The 17,394-nt window shown below is 69.9% G+C and carries 23 protein-coding genes; 9 read left to right on the top strand and 14 right to left on the bottom strand.

Features of this window, described 5'->3' with window-relative positions:
• Window positions 1-23: 23 nt before the first annotated feature.
• Window positions 24-953 carry a ferritin-like domain-containing protein gene (locus tag EXW95_RS18310; protein WP_174368674.1) on the bottom strand — a complete coding sequence of 310 codons (930 nt, stop codon included), beginning with the start codon at window positions 951-953 and terminating at the stop codon, window positions 24-26.
• 205 nt (window positions 954-1,158) lie between these two features.
• Here EXW95_RS18310 and EXW95_RS18305 point away from each other — a divergent pair, with 205 nt between their 5' ends.
• From EXW95_RS18305 to EXW95_RS18295, 3 genes are all read left to right on the top strand, one after another.
• The gene (locus EXW95_RS18305; RefSeq protein ID WP_174368673.1) at window positions 1,159-1,497 is read left to right on the top strand and encodes a histidine triad nucleotide-binding protein; all 339 of its coding nucleotides are present in this window, start codon (window positions 1,159-1,161) and stop codon (window positions 1,495-1,497) included.
• A 76-nt stretch (window positions 1,498-1,573) separates the two neighbouring features.
• Entirely contained in the window at window positions 1,574-2,170 is a 597-nt protein-coding gene (locus tag EXW95_RS18300) for an HAD family hydrolase (RefSeq protein WP_371810158.1), read from the top strand.
• 113 nt (window positions 2,171-2,283) lie between these two features.
• Window positions 2,284-2,775 (top strand): pyridoxamine 5'-phosphate oxidase family protein, encoded by a 492-nt coding sequence (locus tag EXW95_RS18295; protein ID WP_174368672.1) that lies wholly within the window; start codon window positions 2,284-2,286, stop codon window positions 2,773-2,775.
• A gap of 75 nt (window positions 2,776-2,850) precedes the next feature.
• On the opposite strand, the gene EXW95_RS18290 is transcribed toward EXW95_RS18295, so the two are convergent.
• Together EXW95_RS18290 and EXW95_RS18285 are read right to left on the bottom strand one after the other, a co-directional pair.
• A complete protein-coding gene (locus tag EXW95_RS18290; RefSeq protein WP_174368671.1) occupies window positions 2,851-3,318 on the bottom strand; it encodes an OmpH family outer membrane protein in 468 nt (155 codons plus the stop codon).
• Window positions 3,319-3,385: 67 nt separating this feature from the next.
• A complete protein-coding gene (locus EXW95_RS18285) occupies window positions 3,386-3,874 on the bottom strand; it encodes an OmpH family outer membrane protein (protein WP_174368670.1) in 489 nt (162 codons plus the stop codon).
• 119 nt (window positions 3,875-3,993) lie between these two features.
• Here EXW95_RS18285 and EXW95_RS18280 point away from each other — a divergent pair, with 119 nt between their 5' ends.
• Entirely contained in the window at window positions 3,994-4,620 is a 627-nt protein-coding gene (locus EXW95_RS18280) for a CBS and ACT domain-containing protein (RefSeq protein WP_174368669.1), read from the top strand.
• 56 nt (window positions 4,621-4,676) lie between these two features.
• Here EXW95_RS18280 and lysX read toward each other — a convergent pair whose 3' ends face one another.
• The 7 genes from lysX to EXW95_RS18245 form a co-directional block, all read right to left on the bottom strand.
• Window positions 4,677-5,540, bottom strand: a complete 864-nt coding sequence (gene lysX / locus EXW95_RS18275; protein ID WP_174368668.1) for a lysine biosynthesis protein LysX — start codon at window positions 5,538-5,540, stop codon at window positions 4,677-4,679.
• A gap of 216 nt (window positions 5,541-5,756) precedes the next feature.
• A complete protein-coding gene (gene lysW / locus EXW95_RS18270; RefSeq protein WP_058976663.1) occupies window positions 5,757-5,930 on the bottom strand; it encodes a lysine biosynthesis protein LysW in 174 nt (57 codons plus the stop codon).
• A gap of 65 nt (window positions 5,931-5,995) precedes the next feature.
• Window positions 5,996-6,331, bottom strand: a complete 336-nt coding sequence (locus EXW95_RS18265; protein WP_174368667.1) for a hypothetical protein — start codon at window positions 6,329-6,331, stop codon at window positions 5,996-5,998.
• Between the two features lie 9 nt (window positions 6,332-6,340).
• The gene (locus EXW95_RS18260) at window positions 6,341-6,835 is read right to left on the bottom strand and encodes a homoaconitate hydratase (RefSeq protein WP_174368666.1); all 495 of its coding nucleotides are present in this window, start codon (window positions 6,833-6,835) and stop codon (window positions 6,341-6,343) included.
• Between the two features lies 1 nt (window position 6,836).
• Window positions 6,837-7,238 (bottom strand): VOC family protein, encoded by a 402-nt coding sequence (locus EXW95_RS18255; protein WP_174368665.1) that lies wholly within the window; start codon window positions 7,236-7,238, stop codon window positions 6,837-6,839.
• A complete protein-coding gene (locus tag EXW95_RS18250; protein WP_371810156.1) occupies window positions 7,235-7,591 on the bottom strand; it encodes an inorganic pyrophosphatase in 357 nt (118 codons plus the stop codon). The genes EXW95_RS18255 and EXW95_RS18250 overlap by 4 nt, the downstream gene beginning before the upstream one ends.
• Window positions 7,588-8,874 carry a 3-isopropylmalate dehydratase large subunit gene (locus EXW95_RS18245; RefSeq protein ID WP_174368664.1) on the bottom strand — a complete coding sequence of 429 codons (1,287 nt, stop codon included), beginning with the start codon at window positions 8,872-8,874 and terminating at the stop codon, window positions 7,588-7,590. Before EXW95_RS18245 ends, EXW95_RS18250 begins: the two co-directional genes overlap by 4 nt.
• 284 nt (window positions 8,875-9,158) lie before the next feature.
• Between EXW95_RS18245 and EXW95_RS18240 the strand changes: the two genes are divergently transcribed.
• A complete protein-coding gene (locus EXW95_RS18240; RefSeq protein WP_174368663.1) occupies window positions 9,159-10,517 on the top strand; it encodes a triacylglycerol lipase in 1,359 nt (452 codons plus the stop codon).
• Window positions 10,518-10,582: 65 nt separating this feature from the next.
• Here the strand turns inward: EXW95_RS18240 and EXW95_RS18235 are convergent, their stop codons facing one another.
• A complete protein-coding gene (locus tag EXW95_RS18235) occupies window positions 10,583-11,137 on the bottom strand; it encodes a TetR/AcrR family transcriptional regulator (RefSeq protein ID WP_174368662.1) in 555 nt (184 codons plus the stop codon).
• A gap of 175 nt (window positions 11,138-11,312) precedes the next feature.
• On the opposite strand from EXW95_RS18235, the gene EXW95_RS18230 reads away from it, so the two are divergent.
• On the top strand, window positions 11,313-11,747 hold the full coding sequence (locus EXW95_RS18230; RefSeq protein ID WP_174368661.1) for a two-component system response regulator: 435 nt from the start codon (window positions 11,313-11,315) through the stop codon (window positions 11,745-11,747).
• Between the two features lie 4 nt (window positions 11,748-11,751).
• Here EXW95_RS18230 and EXW95_RS18225 read toward each other — a convergent pair whose 3' ends face one another.
• Both EXW95_RS18225 and EXW95_RS20810 read right to left on the bottom strand, forming a co-directional pair.
• On the bottom strand, window positions 11,752-12,519 hold the full coding sequence (locus EXW95_RS18225) for a class I SAM-dependent methyltransferase (RefSeq protein WP_174368660.1): 768 nt from the start codon (window positions 12,517-12,519) through the stop codon (window positions 11,752-11,754).
• A gap of 28 nt (window positions 12,520-12,547) precedes the next feature.
• The gene (locus tag EXW95_RS20810; protein WP_254605673.1) at window positions 12,548-13,048 is read right to left on the bottom strand and encodes a hypothetical protein; all 501 of its coding nucleotides are present in this window, start codon (window positions 13,046-13,048) and stop codon (window positions 12,548-12,550) included.
• Between the two features lie 84 nt (window positions 13,049-13,132).
• Here EXW95_RS20810 and nadB point away from each other — a divergent pair, with 84 nt between their 5' ends.
• From nadB to nadA, 3 genes are read left to right on the top strand one after another with little or no spacing between them, the layout of a single operon-like run.
• Complete coding sequence (gene nadB, locus EXW95_RS18215; RefSeq protein ID WP_217449517.1) at window positions 13,133-14,680, top strand: L-aspartate oxidase; 1,548 nt, start codon at window positions 13,133-13,135, stop codon at window positions 14,678-14,680.
• A 34-nt stretch (window positions 14,681-14,714) separates the two neighbouring features.
• Entirely contained in the window at window positions 14,715-15,578 is an 864-nt protein-coding gene (nadC, locus tag EXW95_RS18210) for a carboxylating nicotinate-nucleotide diphosphorylase (RefSeq protein WP_174368658.1), read from the top strand.
• On the top strand, window positions 15,575-16,576 hold the full coding sequence (nadA, locus tag EXW95_RS18205) for a quinolinate synthase NadA (RefSeq protein WP_174368657.1): 1,002 nt from the start codon (window positions 15,575-15,577) through the stop codon (window positions 16,574-16,576). Before nadC ends, nadA begins: the two co-directional genes overlap by 4 nt.
• Window positions 16,577-16,633: 57 nt before the next feature.
• Here nadA and EXW95_RS18200 read toward each other — a convergent pair whose 3' ends face one another.
• Window positions 16,634-17,299, bottom strand: a complete 666-nt coding sequence (locus EXW95_RS18200; RefSeq protein WP_174368656.1) for an MOSC domain-containing protein — start codon at window positions 17,297-17,299, stop codon at window positions 16,634-16,636.
• Window positions 17,300-17,394: the final 95 nt, after the last annotated feature.

Genomic DNA, 17,394 nt, shown 5'->3' with positions numbered 1-17,394 from the left:
CTCCATCCCCCTCGCCTGGCCGCTTACTTGATGTTGCCGTTCAGGCCGTTGGGGTAGAAGCCGCCTTTCTTCGCGCCGGGGGCGAGGTAGACGATGTTCAGCACTTCGCGGGTGCTGCGGGGGAAGGCGATGCCGTTCGCGTCGGCGGGGGCGATGACGGCCATGCCCTTGGCATCCGTGAGGCCCTGGTCTTTCATGCCGCCGACCTTGCCGCGCAGGTTGCTGATGGCCTGGACGACCTGCCCGACGTACAGTCCGGCGGCGGCGCTGACCTGACGCTGCTGGAAGAGCATGCTGCGGATCGCGCCGCCGTGGTACGCCTCGACGGCGAGGATGCCGGCGGCCGCCTGCAGGTACGCGGGGTTCGTGATCAGGGTCGCGGCGCCGTTGTAGGCAGTGACGCCCACGTCCTCGAAGATGAACGCGCCGTGCAGGAAGAACAGGTCGTTGGCGAAGGGGTTGAAGCCGTCGATCTTCCCGCCGCTGGCGGCCTGTCCGGCGGCGCGGAAGGCGCCGTTCAGGTCGATGACGGGGCGGGGCGCGGCGGCCTTGCCGAGTGCGCCGTGCAGGAACTTGACGTGCTGCAGTTCGTCCTCGGCGATGTCGCGGGCGAGGGCCTGGACGTTGCCGTCCTTGAACTGCATGCCGCGGTCCTGGTCGAGCCCGGCGGGCAGGCGGATGTCGGCGCCGCCGCCGATCTTGCGCAGTTCGTTCACGCGGCCCACGGCGGCGAGGTAGAAGGCCGCTTCGAGGTATTCGAGGTTCAGGGCGAAGTTCAGGACGTCTCCGTCGATGTTCTTGGCGGGAGCGGCGCTGGCGGTGCTGCCCGCGGCGAGGCCCATGGCGGCGGCGCCGAGGCCGAGTTTGCCGAGGAAGCCCATGGCGGCGCGGCGGTTCATGGCGGTTTCGTTGGTGGCGTCGGTGATGATCTGCTGTTCGGTGTCGTGGCTCATGGTGGTGCTCCTGGGTGTGGTCGCCCGTGAACGCCTCTTGCGGGGCGTCCGGTTCGGGGGTGGGAGGTGGGGTGGGTGAACCGCTGCCGGGTGGCGGGGTTCGTTCTTGACATCCAGCCATATGCGGGAGGGGAGCTGATTGGATCACGGCCGGGTTGAGCGTGAATGCCACATGAAGGCGAGTGGGGTGGGTAGAGTGGGCGGCATGAGTGACCAGCCCACCCTGTTCGAGCGGATCATCGCGCGGGAGATTCCCAGTGACGTCGTGTTCGAGGATGAGAAGTACATCGCCATCCGGGACATCGCCCCGAAGGCCCCGATTCACCTGCTGGTGATTCCCAAGCGCATGACGCCCCGCGTGGACGCGATCACGGACGCCGCCGAGATGGGCGAGTTGTGGCTGACGGCGGTGAAGGTGGCGCGGATGCACGCCGAGGATTACCGGCTGCTCGTGAACTGCGGGACCGGAGGCGGTCAGGTCATCTTCCACACGCACATTCACGTCCTGGCGGGCTGGGAGCACGGCCCGGACAGCGACACCTGATGCCGTTCGAGGGGGTTCTGTTCGATCTGGACGGCGTGCTGGTGGACAGCGAGCACCTCGCCGAGAGGGGGTGTGGGTGCGGACGCTGGCCGAGCACGGCCTGCCCATTCCGGCGAACGAGTTCTCGCATCTGGCAGTCGGGCAGACGTTCCCGAACGTGCTGCTGCGCCTTCAGGAGCTGCACGGCTGGACGGCGTCCGACGCGTTCCTGCCAGTGCTGGAGGAACGCTTCAATCAGGCGTTCCATGACCTCCCGGCCATTCAGGGCGCGCGGGAGACGCTGCTGGCCCTGCGCGCGGCGGGCATTCCGTTCGCGGTGGCGAGCAACAGTGAAAGGGGGCGACTGCACCTGAAGCTCCGCGCGTCGGGACTGGCGGACCTGGTCGGGGAACACGCCTACGATCCGTCGTGGGTGGGCGGGCGGGGCAAGCCGCACCCCGAGCTGTACGTGTTCGCGGCGGCCCGGCTGGGCGTGGACGTCACGCGCTGCGTGGTCGTCGAGGATTCCGTGCCGGGCGGCACCGCCGGGGTGGCGGCGGGCGCGACCCTGTTCGCGCTGCTCGCCGCCGGACACATCCACCCGGACAGCGCCGCGCAGATGCAGGCCATCGGGGCGGCGCGGGTGCTGCGCTCGCACCGGGAATTGCAGGAGGCGCTGGGGCTGTCCGCCTGATTACCGCGTGCCCCTCATGTCACCGTGAGGGGGCGTTCACGAGGGCTTCGGGAGGCGTTCACACGGTGCCGACGGCTGCATTCTGCGCTGCACTCGGGTGGGAGGCTCCGGGCATGACACAGCAGCACTCCGATGACGTGAAGAAACTGGCCGACATGATCGAGGGCGTGAAGTTCGCCATGCTGACCGTCCAGACGGCCGAGGGTCACCTGCACGCGCACCCCATGACCACCCAGGAGGTGGAATTCGACGGGGACATCTGGTTCATCGGCGGGAAGGACACCGAGCAGGTCGCCGCGATGCGCGCCCACCCACAGGTGAACGTCAGCTACGCCCGCCCCGACAAGGGCGTGTACGTCAGCGTGAACGGCGAGGCGAAACTGGTCGAGGACCGCGCCAAGCTGGACGAACTCTGGAGCGACATGTACAAGGCGTACTTCCCGCAGGGCAAGGAAGACCCGAACATCCAGTTGATCCACATCGCCGCGAACGGCGCGGAATACTGGGAGAGCGACGGCAAGGTCCGCAGCCTCATCCAGATCGCCAGGGGCCTCGTGACTGGCGAGCACGCCCACCAGGGTGAGAACGAGACCGTCAAACTCTGATCCTGCGGGCACGCACAGTCGAAGAGGGGGAGCCGATCACCGGTCTCCCCCTCCTCTGTTCACTGGTGTAGGCGGTTACTTGACTTCCTTCAGCACGGCCTGGGTGAGGTCCACGGCGGTGTTCGCGTGGACGATCAGGTTCGTGGCGTTCGCGACGTTCGCGTCCAGCACGATGCTGTAGCCGTTGGTCTTCGCGACCTTGGCGACGGCCGTGTTGACCTTGGTGGCCAGGGGCTTGAAGGCCGCGTCGATCTGCTTGACGTACCCGTCGCGGACCTTGGCGTAGTCCTGCTGGGCCTTGGTGAGCGCGGCCTTGTCGGCGGCGGTGCCTTTCGCGGCCTTGCCAGCCAGGGTCTGCAGGGTGGCCTGCCGGGCCTTGAGGTCGGCGCTGGACTTGGTGTTCAGGTCCAGGTAGGTCTTGCTGCCACTCATGTTCTTGATGACGTTCTGGACGTTCACGACGCCCACGCGGTTCTTGCTCTGCTGCGCGTGGGGCACGGTCGCGAGAAGCGCCAGTGGTGCGAGGATCAGGAATCGGTTCATGTGAACCTCCATGTAAAGCGCAGCGCCGGTCTGGCCTGCGGGCAGGCTTTGACCGGCGCTGGGTGGGTTACTTGATGTTCTTGACGACGGCGCTGGTCAGGTCGGTGCTGTCGTCGGCGTAGATGACGAGGCCACTCTTGGCGGCGACGCCCTTGTCCATGACGATGCTGTACCCGTTGCTCTTGGCGACGGCGTTCACGGCCTTGTCGACGGCCTGCTCGATCTGGGTGACCTTGGGGTCGATCTGCTTGTCGTAGTCGGCGGCCTTGGCCTGGATGGTCTTGACGAGCGTGTCGCGGGTCTGCTTCTCGGCGGCGGTGGCGTTCGCGCCCTTGGCGTCGATGGCCTTGATCTGCTTGTCGATCGCGCCGAGTTCCGCTTCAGCTTTCGCCTGGATGTCCTTGATGGCCTTGTCGTTGGGGTGCGCGGTCAGGAGCTTGCTGACGTCCACGAACGCGACCTTCTGGGGGGTGGTCTGGGCGTGGGGAGCGACCATGCCGAGGCCGAACGCAGCGGCGAGCGCCACGGGGGCGACGAGTTTCGAGCTGATCTTCATGCCTGGAAACGTAGCATGCGCCTTTCTGAGCCGAATGAAGGGCGCCTGACGGGCTTCACATACCGTTCCCATTCCGGGGGACGGGACGTGTGACGGCGCGCAGTGGGTACACTGCGGGCATGCTCGTTCGCGACTGGATGACCCGCAACCCGGTGACCGTCTCCCCCGACACGCCCGTGATGGACGCCCTGAAGATCCTCAAGGAGGGCGGCTTCCGGCGCCTGCCGGTGCTGGACGCGCAGGGGCGATTGGTGGGCATCACGACCCGCAAGGACCTGAAGGACGCCATGCCCAGCAAGGCCACGACCCTCAGCGTGTGGGAACTGAACTACCTGCTGAGCAAGCTGACGGTGGACGAGATGATGGCCCGCCCCGTCATCACGGCGGCCGAGGGCGAGTACATGGAGGACGCCGCGCTGCGCATGCAGGAGCACCACGTGGGGGGCCTGCCGGTCCTGAACGACGCGGGGCAGCTGAGCGGGATCATCACGACCATGGACATCCTGCGGGCGTTCACGGGCATCCTGGGCATGCGCGAGGGTGGGCACCGCCTGACGCTGGACATGCCGGACGTGCCGGGCAGCCTGGAACGCGCGACCGGGGCGATCCTGCCCAGCAACATCATCAGCGTCGCGACGTTCGGCGGCGAGAACGGCCGCCGCCGCTTCGTGATGCGCGTCAACGGGGACGGCGTGCGTGACGTGCGCGACCGGGTCCGCGCGGCGGGCATCGACGTGCTGGACTGAACGCACAGCCGTGGGAGGCCCGGTGTGTAGCGCACCGAGCCTCCTTTGCTTGCCGCCTACAGCAGGCTGATCGCGTATTCGCCCATCAGGCGCGGAATGTTCACGCCGGTCGTGGCGACCGAGTTCTTGAATTCCATGGTGTGGTTGATCTCGATGATCTTCAGGCCGCCCCACTCGTTCTGTGCGGCGGGGTCCTCGACGAGGTCGATGGCGACGATCTGCCCGTGCACGGCGGCGGCGGCCCGCACGGCGAGGTCGGCCATCTCGGGCGTGACGGGGCAGTTGCTGGCCTTCGCGCCGCGCGCGGTGTTCGTGATCCAGTGTTCGCTGGTGCGGTAGATCGCGCCGATGCACACGCCGCCCACCACGAACGCGCGGATGTCCCGGCCGGGCTTGTTGATGAGTTCCTGCACGTAGAAGATCCCGTGCTGTGGCCCACCCAGGACTTCCTTGTGTTCGATGACGGCCTCGGCGGCGGCGCGGTCGTTCAGGCGGCTGACCATGCGGCCCCACGAGCCCACGGTGGGTTTCAGGACGACCGGGTAGCCCATCTCCTCGATGAGGGTCAGGGCGGTGTCGCCGTCGAAGGCCACCCCAGTGCGGGGCGTGGGGAGGCCGTGGGCGTGCAGGGCGGCGTTCGTGGCGAGCTTGTCGCCGCACAGTTCGATGACGTGCGCGGGGTTGATGACCTTCACCCCGAAGCCCTCCAGCGCGCGGGTCACGCCGTGCCCGCGGCTCTGGCTGACGCAGCGTTCGATGGCGACCTTCCAGGGCACGTTCGCGCGGCCCTGCTCGTCGAAGGTGACCTTCAGCTGGGGGGTGTAGACCTTGTCATAGGGAACGCCGAGGTCGTCGAGGGCCTCGAAGAGCATCTTCTCGTCGGGGCGGATGCGGTCGTACAGGACGGCGAGGTCGGCCATGCTGGTCTCCTGGGGGAAAGCGGGCGGGCGGTCAGACGGCAGAGGTGCCTGGGGCCAGCAGCGATCCTCCGCTTCAGAAACGGGCGAACACCACGCCCGTTCCTTCCACTTCGGATCGCTGCTGGGATCGGGTTCTCGCTCCGCTCGGGTCCGACACCTTCGGGGACTGCGCCCTCAGCTGCCGGACCACCGGGTTGACCGCCAGCTGTGTCCGCTTTACTCGCCCCAGTCCTCCGCTTCCTGCGGGGCGGCTTCGAGGCGGGGGGGGTCGATGGAGACGACCTCATATTCCACGCCGGTCTCGTCGTCGATGACGAGTTCGCCCAGTTCGGGGTTGGTCAGTTCGATGGTCGCGCCGGTATCGGGGTTTTCAAATTGAACGGTAGCCATAATCACTCCTTGCGTTTGATAGGCTAAACGATATCGAGCTTATCGTTTGTTATTGTCTAGGGGACTTACCCCTCGTCGTCCGCCAGTTCAAGCTCGAACTTCGCGCGGCAGTGCGGGCAGGTCATGAGCGCGACCTCCACGCCGTCCTGCGCACGGGTCATCGGGGCCGCCTGCAGCATCTCGGCCGTCACCTCGAACTCCTCGTCGCAGTTCGGGCAGGTCGTCATCGCGCCCAGCAGTTCCAGTTCGAAGTCCTCGCCGCCGTCGTTGCGGGTCACCTCCATTTCCGAATGACAGGAGGAACACACGATCACGTCCCCCACCTGAAGCTCCGCGCGGTCCTGATCGGTCAGTTCCAGCACCTCGGCACAGATGGGGCAATCAATCTCAAGGGTCGCCATACACCCAGTTTAGGCGGGCTCGCCGGGAAAACGCCCGTGCTTCTTGAAGAACGCCAGGATGCTCCCCTCGGCCAGCGCCTCACGCAGGAACTCCGGCGGCGGCGGCAGCTGCACTGTCCCGCCCGCGTACGTCAGGACTCCCGTGGGCACGTCCAGGGACACCTCCGCGCCGTCCTCCAGCAGCCCGGTCAGGTCGTACTCGAACGCCGGAATGCCCAGGTTCAGGAGGTTGCGGTAGTGGATCCGCGCGAAACTCGGCGCGACGATCCCGCCCACCTGCAACTTCTTCAGCGCCTGCGGGGCGTACTCACGGCTGCTACCCAGGCCCCAGTTACGCCCCCCGATCAGCACGTCGCCGGGCTGCACCGCTGCTGCGAACTCCGGGCGGATGTAATGGAACGCGAACGTCTGAAACACGTCCTCGCCCGCCATGAACGGCGCGAACTTGCCCGGCAGGATATCGTCCGTGTTCACACTGTCACCAAATTTCCAGATTCTCGGCATCTCAGGCCCCCTCTTGCTCGCTTGACTGCTCGTAACTGATGAATTCCAGCAGCGACCCGTCCGGATCGCGGAAGTACACGCTCAGGCCGTTCCCCTGCGCGCCCGCGCGGGCCACCGGTCCCAGTTCCACCGGCACGCCACACGCACCCAGGTGCGCGGCGGCCCCACTGACCGGGCCGTCCCACACGAAGCACAGGTCACTGCCACCCGGCGCGACCGGCACCCGCGCCAGCGGCTGCGGACTCAGGCCCGGCCCGTGCAGGTTCAGCTGCTGCGCCCCGAAGCGGTACGCGAAGCCCTGCCCGCGCGGGATAACTTCGGCCCCCAGCACCCTCGCGTAGAACTCGTTCGAGCGCGCCCAGTCCGAGACGTGCAGCACGCAGTGATCCAGCCGGACGTTCACGCGGGCACCGGGGTGGACAGCACCACGCAGCCGAACGAGCCCGGCCAGGACAGGAACGCCTGCACCGCCTGCATCTGCTCGGGCGTGCAGCCCAGCAGCAGTTTGAGTTCCGTGTCGCGCTTGCGGGCGTCCACGGTGGCGACCACGCCCGTCACGGCGCGGGCGTCCGGATGTCCCAGAAACACGTCGATCTCCGCGCTGTTACCGGAAGTCGTGCCGCGCAGCGACCCGTAGTCGAGGGGATAGCAGGTGTCCGGGAAGCGCGGGTGGGCCGACCCGACGGGCTGCTCGACGACCACCTCGGCGTCCGCCATGAGAGTGTCGAGGACCGCCCAGAAGTTCGCGTCGGTCACGCGGGTACCGAGGTGGCGAGCACGTCTTCGGGCAGCGCGACGCGGCCCATGACGGCGGTCGCGGCGGCCACGGCGGGCGACGCGAGGTAGATGCGGGCGTCCTTGTCGCCCATCCGCCCGATGAAGTTGCGGTTGCTGGTGCTGACGCAGACCTCGCCGGGGGCGAGCACGCCCTGGTGGCGGCCCATGCACGGCCCGCAGCCGGGCGTGCCCAGGACCGCTCCGGCGCGTTGCAGGGTCAACAACGTGCCGTCGGCCATGGCGTCCTCCATGACCTGACTGCTGGCCGGAATCACGAGGAGGCGCGTGCCCGGCGCGACGCGCCGTCCGCGCAGGACGTCGGCGGCGGCGTGCAGGTCCTCGATGCGTCCGTTGGTGCAGGTGCCGATGAATACCTGATCCACGTGCTGGTCGCGCAGCTGCTCGCGCAGGTCGGCCACGTCGAACACGTTGTCCACCTCGCTGGGCGCACTCATGCGGGGGTTCAGGGTGGCAAGGTCGATCTCGATGCTCTGCACGTACGTGGCGCCCTCGTCAGGGTAGACCCATTCGGGAATGTCGTACCCGTACGCGGTGAGGATCTCGCCGCCGGGGACGACCAGTCCGGCCTTCGCGCCGGCCTCGACGCAGAGGTTGGCGAGGGTCATGCGTTCGCCGCGCGTGAAGCGGTCCCCGGCGTGCATCTCGATGCTCTGGTACGTCGCTCCGTCCGCGCCGAGGCGGCGGATCATCTCCAGCGCGACGTCCTTGGCGGTCACGCCGGGCCGCAGGTCGCCCGTGAAGGTGACTTTCACGCTGTCAGGGACCTTCAGCCACGTCTTGCCGCTGGCGGCGGCCAGGGCGATGTCGGTGGCGCCCATGCCGCTGCCGAACGCGGCGACCGCGCCGTAGGTGGTGCTGTGGCTGTCGCTGCCCAGCACGATCCAGCCGGGGCGGGCCAGGCCCTCCTCCATCAGGACCTGATGGCAGATGCCGCGCCCCACGTCGAAGAGGCGCACGCCGGTCTGCGCGGCGTACTCGCGCGCTTCCTTCTGCGCCTGCGCCACGCTGACGGTACTGGCCGGGGCGACGTGGTCGATCACGATGCTGACCCGCTCGGGGTATTTGGGGGTGGCGTTCAGGTCCTGCCCCATGCGCTGGATGAAGCTCTGGGCGATGGAGTCCACGACCATGACCTGATCGACCTCGACGACCGCGAGGTCACCGGCGTACACGACCTGCGTGCCGCGCCGGGAGAGGATCTTTTCCGCCATGGTCTGCGGGCGGGGGGTGGGGTTCGTCATGCGCCCCATCATGCCGCATCCGCCCGGCAGCGGCGTGAGATTGACTGGATTTTCGACCGAAAACTTTTCAAATGCCATTCAAGGGTGTGGGTGCCAGATTCCCCACAGGTGATCCAGCGCCTTCCAGACGACAGGAACCCATCCTTCTGGACTCGGGTCAAGACACGCGGTCAGCCAACTGTCACCATGCTCCGGTACCCACAATTCACCCGGCGACCGGCCCCCACACGCCACCCCCGAACCGGGTGGAGCGTGGCCGCCTGGACTGCCACCCAGGAGACCGTATGACCGCATCCCGCCTTCCCCTCACGCTGCTCCTTGCCGTCACCAGCCTTCTGTCCGCGTGCCGCAGCGACCCCGCCACGCCCACCGCACAGGCGGGCACGCACCTGAGTGTCACCTCGACCCCCACCCCGACCGAGGCGATCGCCGCGCCGAAACTCACCGATCTGGCCGCCACTTACCCCGGCGGCACGCAGCCCCGCACGCTGGCACTCGATAAGAGCGTCCCGCTGATCCTCATTCACGGCGTGGGCGGCTGGGGCCGCGACGAGGGCCTGGGCCTGCGCTACTGGGGCGGACTGCTGGACGTGCAGGCCGACCTGCGCGCCCAGGGATACACCGTGTACACCGCCAGCCTGGGGCCGGTCAGCAGCAACTGGGACCGCGCGGCGGAATTGTTCGCGCAGATCAAGGGCGGCTGCGTGGATTACGGCGCGGCGCACGCCCAGACGCAGGGGCACGCGCAGAAGGACACGAAGAAATGCTACGCGGGCGTCTATCCCGCCTGGGACGCCGCGCACCCCGTGAACCTGCTGGGGCACTCCATGGGGGGGCAGACCGCGCGGCTGCTCGTGAAACTGCTGGATGACGGGGACGCCGCCAACCGCGCCAGCGGCGGCCTGTTCAGCGGGGGGCGCGCCGGATGGGTCCGGAACGTCATGACCGTCAGCACGCCCAACAGCGGCTCCCCGGCGGCGGACACCCTGCAGGACGCGATTCCCATGTTCAAGAACCTGATCCTGGCGTTCGCCGCCAGCGTCGGCAGTATCGACCCGGAGAACTTCGTGTACGACTTCGACCTGGGCCAGTGGGGCCTGAGCCGCGCGGCGGGCGAGGGCTTCAGCGCGTACAACAACCGGGTCTTCAACTCCGGCATCTGGAACAGCCGTGATCAGGCGGCGTACGACCTGAGCGTGGACGGCTCCGCCGCACTAAATACTTACGTGGGCCGCAGCCGCACCACGAAGTACTTCTCCTGGGAGACGAACGCCACCAGCCGGGGCCTCGTCACGGGCTGGCAATACCCGAACCTGACCATGAACGCCGTCCTCTCCCCCATCGCGTACCCGTACGCGTGGCCGCTCAAGCCGGGCCTGGGGAACATCAGCGGCCGCAGCCCCGGCGGGATCGGGTACGACAGCTCCTGGTGGGCGAACGACGGCATCGTCCCGAACCGCTCCATGAACGCCCCGCTGGGCCAGAGCAGCGCCGCGTACACCGGGCAGCTCACCGCGCCCGGAGGCTGGTACCGCCTGGGCCGCGTGGACGGGTACGACCACATCGACATCACCGGGAACCTGTCCTTCCGGGACGTGAAGGCCTTCTACCGCAATCAGGCGGCGTTCCTGGCCGGCCAGTAACGCGCGGCACCACCGAAGCAGGAGGCGGCCCCTGGTGCGGGCCGCCTCCGTTCACGTGATGGGGCTTACGGGCAGAGCTGCCCGCTGCACAGCGCGTGGTAGCGGCGCGACATCTCCTGGGCGGGCGTGGCGCAGCGGTCCTCCTCGACCCACCACCACGTCAGGGCCAGCAGCCCGCCGCTGAGGTAATGCGCGGCGTAGCCGACCGCCGGGTCGTGGCTGGGCACGCGGCCCGGCATGACGAGGTCCTGCATGATCACCGCAAACTGCCGTTCATACCGGGACAGGATGGCGTGCGGGCCACCGTCCGGGCTGAGGGAACTCAGGATCGGGGCGATGTGCGCGATGTGCGCGAAGTACACGGTCCAGCGGGTGTCGTCCGAGCCGGTCCAGGCGCGCAGGGCGTCGTGAACGCGGCCGATCATCTGTAGGAGGTAACTGCTGAGCACCTCGTCCTTGTTCTCGAAGTGCAGGTAGAAGGTCGAGCGGCTGATGTTCGCGCGGTCGCAGATGGCCTGCACCGTGACAGTCTGAAGGTTCTGCTGTTCAAGCAGGAGGTCCACCAGCGCGGACTGAAGCGCCGCCTTGGTTCGCCGGACGCTGCGGTTTCTGGGCACCATTACGCCCCTGATTTTATGATCCGTTCATCTGCAGGGCCTGACTGAATGGGCATTCCAGTGGACATTCCCGCGACAGCTGTCCACTTCTGCACGATCCGGCGCGCCATGCCCGGAGATCACGCCGCCTTTCGCTGGCGTGCAGGCGCGGCGCGTGGCACAGTGGCGGCATCCGACCATGCCGCACTTCCTGCCCACCGACCCTCCCAGCCGGCTGCCCCTGATCGTGGTGCTGGACGACGACCCGCACGAATGCACGCTGGTCAGCACCCTGATTCAGGAATGCGCGCCTGACTGCGCCGTGCAGGCCGGACCGCCCAGCGGGGCGACCCTGCGCGCCCTGACGGCCCCCGGCGGCCCGCGCCCGGACCTGATCCTCATCGAGGAGGACATGCCGGGCCGCATGGGCGTGGACGTCCTGCGGACCCTGCGGGCCGCGCCGGGCTACGCGGACGTTCCGGTCGTGATCCTCGGCGCGGCCGAGGCGGCAGGCCGCGCCGACGCCGCGCTGCGGGCCGGAGCGAGTGCGTACCACGTCCGGCCCGCCCGCCTGGACGAGTACCGCGCGCTGCTCGCCGACCTGCTGCGCGGCGTGCTGCCCAAGCAAGGCTGAAGGTTCAGTCCAGTCGCCCCAGGTACGCCTGCGTCTGGTACGCCAGCACGACCTGACCTCCGGTGGCGTGCACGTCGAAGGCGGCGTCCAGCGCCCGCTCCAGCGCCGGGTAGGTCACGTCGCCGTGGTTCGGCAGGTAGCTGACGCTGGTCGCCAGGGCGCGCAGGCCCTCGCGCGTCAGGGGGTGCCCGTGCGTGAAGGTGTGCCGCGTGAACCCGCCGGGGAGGTGCTGGGGCAGTTCGTCCTCCAGCACGCGGGTCCGCAGCGGGTCGTCCCCGGTGAAGGCCCGGACGACCTCGCCGTACGCGCGGTTGAAGGGGCTGTCCGCCGCGCGCCAGTCGTTCCACACGAGCAGCACGCGCCCGCCGGGCCGCAGCACCCGCCGGAATTCCGGGACGGTGCGGGCCGGGTCGAACCAGTGCGCGGCCTGCGCCGCCGTGATCAGCCCGGCGCTGGCGCCCGGCAGCCCGGTGGCCTCGGACGTACCCTCGTGGACGCTCAGCCCCCCGGCGCGGACGGCACCCTCCAGGTTGGTTTCGAGGTGGGCGCGCATCTCCGGGTTGGGTTCCACCGCCGCCACGCGCGCCCCGCCCGAGAGCAGCAGCGCCGTGAACCGCCCGGTGCCCGCACCGATGTCCGCCACGCCGCCCGACAGCAGCCCGGCCTCCTGCAACCACTGTCCCAGCGCGGCGGGGTAACCGGGCCGGGCGGCGGCGTACGCGTCGGCGCGGCCCAGGAACCGCGCGGGATTCACCACCTGCGAGTCGGTCATGCCCGGAGCATACGCGCCGGGGAGCCGCTCAACCGCCGGATCTGACCGGCCCGCCCGGGGCAGCCTCGGTTTCGGGCGCTTCGGGTGGGGCAGGCTCAGTGTGGACGGGCTCAGCGTGGGCAGGCTCGGTCAGGGCGTGTTCGGACGCTGACGTCGCAGCCGGTGCCGGGTTCGCGGGCGCGACGCTGCCGGGCGCCGTGCTGGCCGGGGGGACCGGCGTGGGCTCGGTGCGCCTGCCGCTGCGGCCGCGCTTCGGTCTGCCGGGAGCCGCGCGCCTGACCTCGGGCTGGGCCGTCAAGGGCCGGACCGGGGCGCGCACGCTGGGCCGCCACGCGCTCGCCACGAAGTACACCACGCCCGCCAGGACGCCGGTGATCAGCAGGAACCACAGCAGGCGGCCCAGCACCCCGGCGGCACCCACGATGAACAGGCCCAGCCCGGTCAGGAGTTGCCCGAGCAGCCACACGGCGGCCAGGGCCGTCACCGCAAGCAGGATCACGCCCGCCAGGGCCAGCAGGATTCGGGTCATCGGTTCGCAGTGTAGCAAGGGGCGTGTCCCCCAGATGAGCACCGCGCATCAGTGGCGCCCTGGCGTACCCTGGGCGGCGTGAAGATGCTGGAAACGGAGCTGCTCGTGGTGGGCGGCGGGGTGGCCGGGGCGTACGCGACCCTCACGGCGCGCAGTTACGGCGCGGACGTCATCCTGGCCTGCAAGACGCCGCTGGTGGGCGGCTCGACCCGCTGGGCGCAGGGCGGGATCGCCGCGCCGCTGGCGGAGGGCGACGAGGACGCGCACGCGCAGGACACCGTGAAGGCCGGGCGGGGCCTGTGCGAGCCGGAGGCGGTGCAGGCGTTCGTGCGCGACGCCCGCTCGCACGTGGAGACCCTGCGGGACCTGGGCGTGACGTTCAGTCCGCACGCCACGCTGGAGGGCGGGCACAGCCGCGCGCGCATCCGGCATCAGGCGGACGCGACCGGGCACGCGATCAGCGTGGCCCTCGCCGAGGCCCTGCAGGCGGGCCGCAGTCCGGCGCTGCGGGTGCTGGAGCACGCGTTCGTGCGGAACCTGCGCGTGTCGGGCGGCGCGGTGGTGGGCGCGGACCTGCTCACGCCGGACGGCCCGGTGCGGGTGCGGGCGGGGGCGGTGCTGCTCGCCACCGGGGGGTTCGGGCGGCTGTACCCGGTGACGACCGCACCGCCGGAGGGCACCGGGGACGGGCTGGGGTTGGCGTGGCAGGCGGGCGCGGCGCTGCGGGACCTGGAGTTCGTGCAGTTCCACCCGACCGCCGTGGTCCGTAGCGGCGCGGCGCACCTGGTCACCGAGGCCGCGCGGGGTGAGGGGGGCCGCCTGCTGAACGCGCGCGGCGAGCGCTTCATGGAACGGTACGACCCGGCGCTGGAACTCGCGCCGCGGGACGTGGTGGCCCGCGCGATCGCCGCGGAGATCGCCGCGACGGGCCGCGTGGATCTGGACCTGCGGCACCTGGGCGCGGCGTTCGTGCGCTCGCGCTTCCCGACCGTGACGGCGTCCCTGGTCCCGCTGGGCCTGGACCTGGGCGCGGACCTGATCCCGGTGCAGCCCGCCGTGCACTACACGATGGGCGGCGTGCAGACGGACGTGCAGGGCCGCTCGACCGTGCCCGGCCTGTACGCGGCCGGTGAGGTCGCGTCCAGTGGCCTGCACGGCGCGAACCGGCTGGCGAGCAACAGCCTCTCGGAGGGGCTGGTGTTCGGCGCGCGGGCGGCCCGCGCGGCCCTGGCCGCCCTGAAGGCTGTGCCCGCCCGCTCGGAGGGCCTGCACGCGCCACTGGTGGACCCGGCCTGCCTGCCGGACCTGCGCGCGGTGGTGGCGGGCGCGGCGGGCCTGCGCCGGGACGCGGCGGGCCTGCGCGCAGCGCTGGACGGCTGGCAGTGGCCGGGCACGACCGCCGAGTCCCGCGAGAGCCTGGAGGCGGGGCACCTCGCCCTGATCGGCGAGCGGCTGCTGCGCGCCGCGCTGATGCGGGAGGAGTCGCGCGGTGGGCATCACCGCACGGACTTCCCGCGTGAGGCGGCCTCGGCCGTGCATTCGGTGCAGTCGCGGGCGCTGGGGGGTGGGGTGGCCCGCGTGCCGGTCGGCGTGCCCGAGACGCGCGCGGCTGTGCTAGGGTCTTCCGCGTGAATTCCCGCACAACGCTGACCGTGGGGGCCGCCCCGTGCTGAGTCTGGATGAGCGCCTGCGCGCCGCCCTGGCCGAGGACATCGGCCGGGGCGACGCCACGACCCTCGCCACCATTCCCGCCGCGCAGCAGGCCCGCGCGGAGTTCCTGCTGAAGGAGGCCGGGGTCCTGAGTGGCCTGACGGTCGCCACGCGCGTGTTCGCGCTGGTGGACCCGACCGTGACGGTCACCTGGACGGCGGCCGACGGTGAGGCGCGTGAACGCGGCCCGGTCGGAGTGGTGCAGGGCGCGGCCCGCAGCCTCCTGACCGGGGAGCGGCTGGCGCTGAACCTGATGCAGCGCCTGTCGGGCGTGGCGACCCAGACGCGCCGTCACGTGGACGCCCTGGGCGAGTCGCGCACGCGGCTGCTCGACACGCGCAAGACCACGCCGCTGTGGCGCGACCTGGAAAAACAGGCGGTCCGGCACGGCGGCGGGTTCAACCACCGCGCCGGGCTCGACGACGGCATCCTGATCAAGGACAACCACGTCGCCGCCGCCGGGAGCATCACCGAGGCGATCCGCCGCGCGCGGAACCACGCGTACCTCCTGAAGGTCGAGTGCGAGGTGCCGGACCTCGCTGGACTGGAGGAAGCCCTGCGCGCCGGAGCGGACCGCGTGCTGCTGGACAACATGAGTGACGACCTGCTCGCGCAGGCGGTCGCCGTGCGGGACCGCCTCGCGCCGCATGTGACGCTGGAGGCCAGCGGCAACATGACGCCCGCGCGCCTGCCCGCCGTGGCCGCCAGCGGCGTGGATTTCGTGAGCGCCGGGGGCCTGACCCACTCCGCGCCCGCGCTGGACATCAGCCTGAACTTCATTCCCCTCTCTGAGACTGCACTGCCCGAGGACTCCAAATGACCGAATCTGACGTGAATCCCGTCGTCCCACGCCCCCAGACCCCGCACCGCGACCTGCTGCAACTGGAAGTCCTGCCCGACGAAGCGCAGATCCGCGCGGACATCGAACGCCTGCGCCGCGAGAAGAACGCCGTGATCATCGCGCACAACTATCAGCGGCCCGAGGTGCAGGGCATTGCGGACTACGTGGGCGACTCGCTGGGCCTGTCCCGGCAGGCCGCGAAGACCGACGCGGACGTGATCGTGTTCGCCGGCGTGCACTTCATGGCCGAGACGGCCGCGATCCTCAACCCGGACAAGACCGTGCTGCTGCCCGACCTGCGCGCCGGGTGCTCGCTGGCCGACACCGTCACCGCGCAGGGCATCCGCGACTGGAAAGCGCAGAACCCCGGCGGGCTGGTCGTCACGTATGTGAACACCACCGCCGACGTGAAAGCCGAGAGCGACTACTGCTGCACCAGCGGGAACGCCGTGCAGATCGTGCAGAACCTCCCGGCAGACGTGCCGGTCCTGTTCGCCCCGGACCGCTTCCTGGCCGCGCACGTCATCCGCGAGACGGGCCGCGCCATGGACGTCTGGGACGGCGCCTGCCACGTGCACGAGGCCATCCGCCCCGAGGACGTGCAGGGCCAGCAGGCGGCGTACCCGGACGCGGAACTCCTCATCCACCCCGAGTGCGGCTGCTCCAGCAAGATCCTCGGCGCGATCCCCGACTTGCAGCTGTACTCCACCGAGGGCATGATCCACCGCGCCAAGGCCAGCCCCGCGCAGGAATTCATCGTCGTCACCGAGACCGGCATGGTCACCCGCCTGGAACACGACGTGCCCGACAAGACCTTCATTCCCGTCAGCCGCACCGCCTGCTGCGAGTACATGAAGATGATCACCCTGGAGAACATCCGCGACGCCCTGGTGAACCTGGAGCCGCGCGTGACCGTCCCGGCGGACATCCGCGCGCTGGCCCTGAAACCCATCGAGCGGATGCTCGCCATCGGGTAAGTGCAGGCCAGAGGGGGCGTGGACCAGTGACGAGTCCGCGCCCCCTCTGCGTGCTGATCAGGCCCGCGCGTCGTCCAGGTGCTCCTGCACGTTCTTCCGCAGTCGGGCAGCCAGCGGCCAGCGCAGGTAGCCTTCCAGCGTGGCGGCGCCCGGCTTGGCGCCGAACCACAGGTCGAACAGTTCACCGATGGTCGGTGCGCCGTCATCGGCAGGCGTGAAGGTCACCGGGTCGCCCGCGCCCACCGTGCCGGGCTGGAGGACGCGCAGGTACGCGCCGGGCCGCCGCGCCCTGGCGAACGTCTTCGCGAAGGTGCCGTCCCCCATGTGCGCCGCGAGGGTCGCGCAGGGAATGCGGGGCGCGGTGACCTCGAACACCACGTCACCCTCTGAGGCGTGAACGGTCAGGCGGTCGCCGACCCGCAGCGCGGCGGATTCCAGTCCGCTCAGGACGAGGTTCTCGCCCAGCGTGCCGGGCCGCAGCGGCTCGCCCAGCACCTCGGTCCAGTGGTCGTAGTCGGGCGCGGTGTACAGGTACGCCGCCTGATCGGGGCCGCCGTGGTGCTTCTTGCTGTCGATGTGGTCGCCGTCCAGTCGTTCCACGCCGACCGTCACGCGGCCCGGCACCGGGTGCTTGTCGATGCCGCTGATGTCGTCGCGTTTCCCGACGCGCAGGGCGGTCGGCTGCCCGACGCACACGGCGTCCAGCTTGAGGGTGGGGGTCATGCCCGCCAGCGTAGCGTGCCGGGCGCGGGGTGTGGCCTACAGGAGCGTGGGGCGTGGTGACCGCTGTCCTCGTCAGGAACGCGGGCGTGTGATGG

The sequence above is a fragment of the Deinococcus sp. JMULE3 genome, assembly GCF_013337115.1.
Classification (GTDB): domain Bacteria; phylum Deinococcota; class Deinococci; order Deinococcales; family Deinococcaceae; genus Deinococcus.
This window is presented reverse-complemented; position numbering and strand designations above follow the sequence as displayed.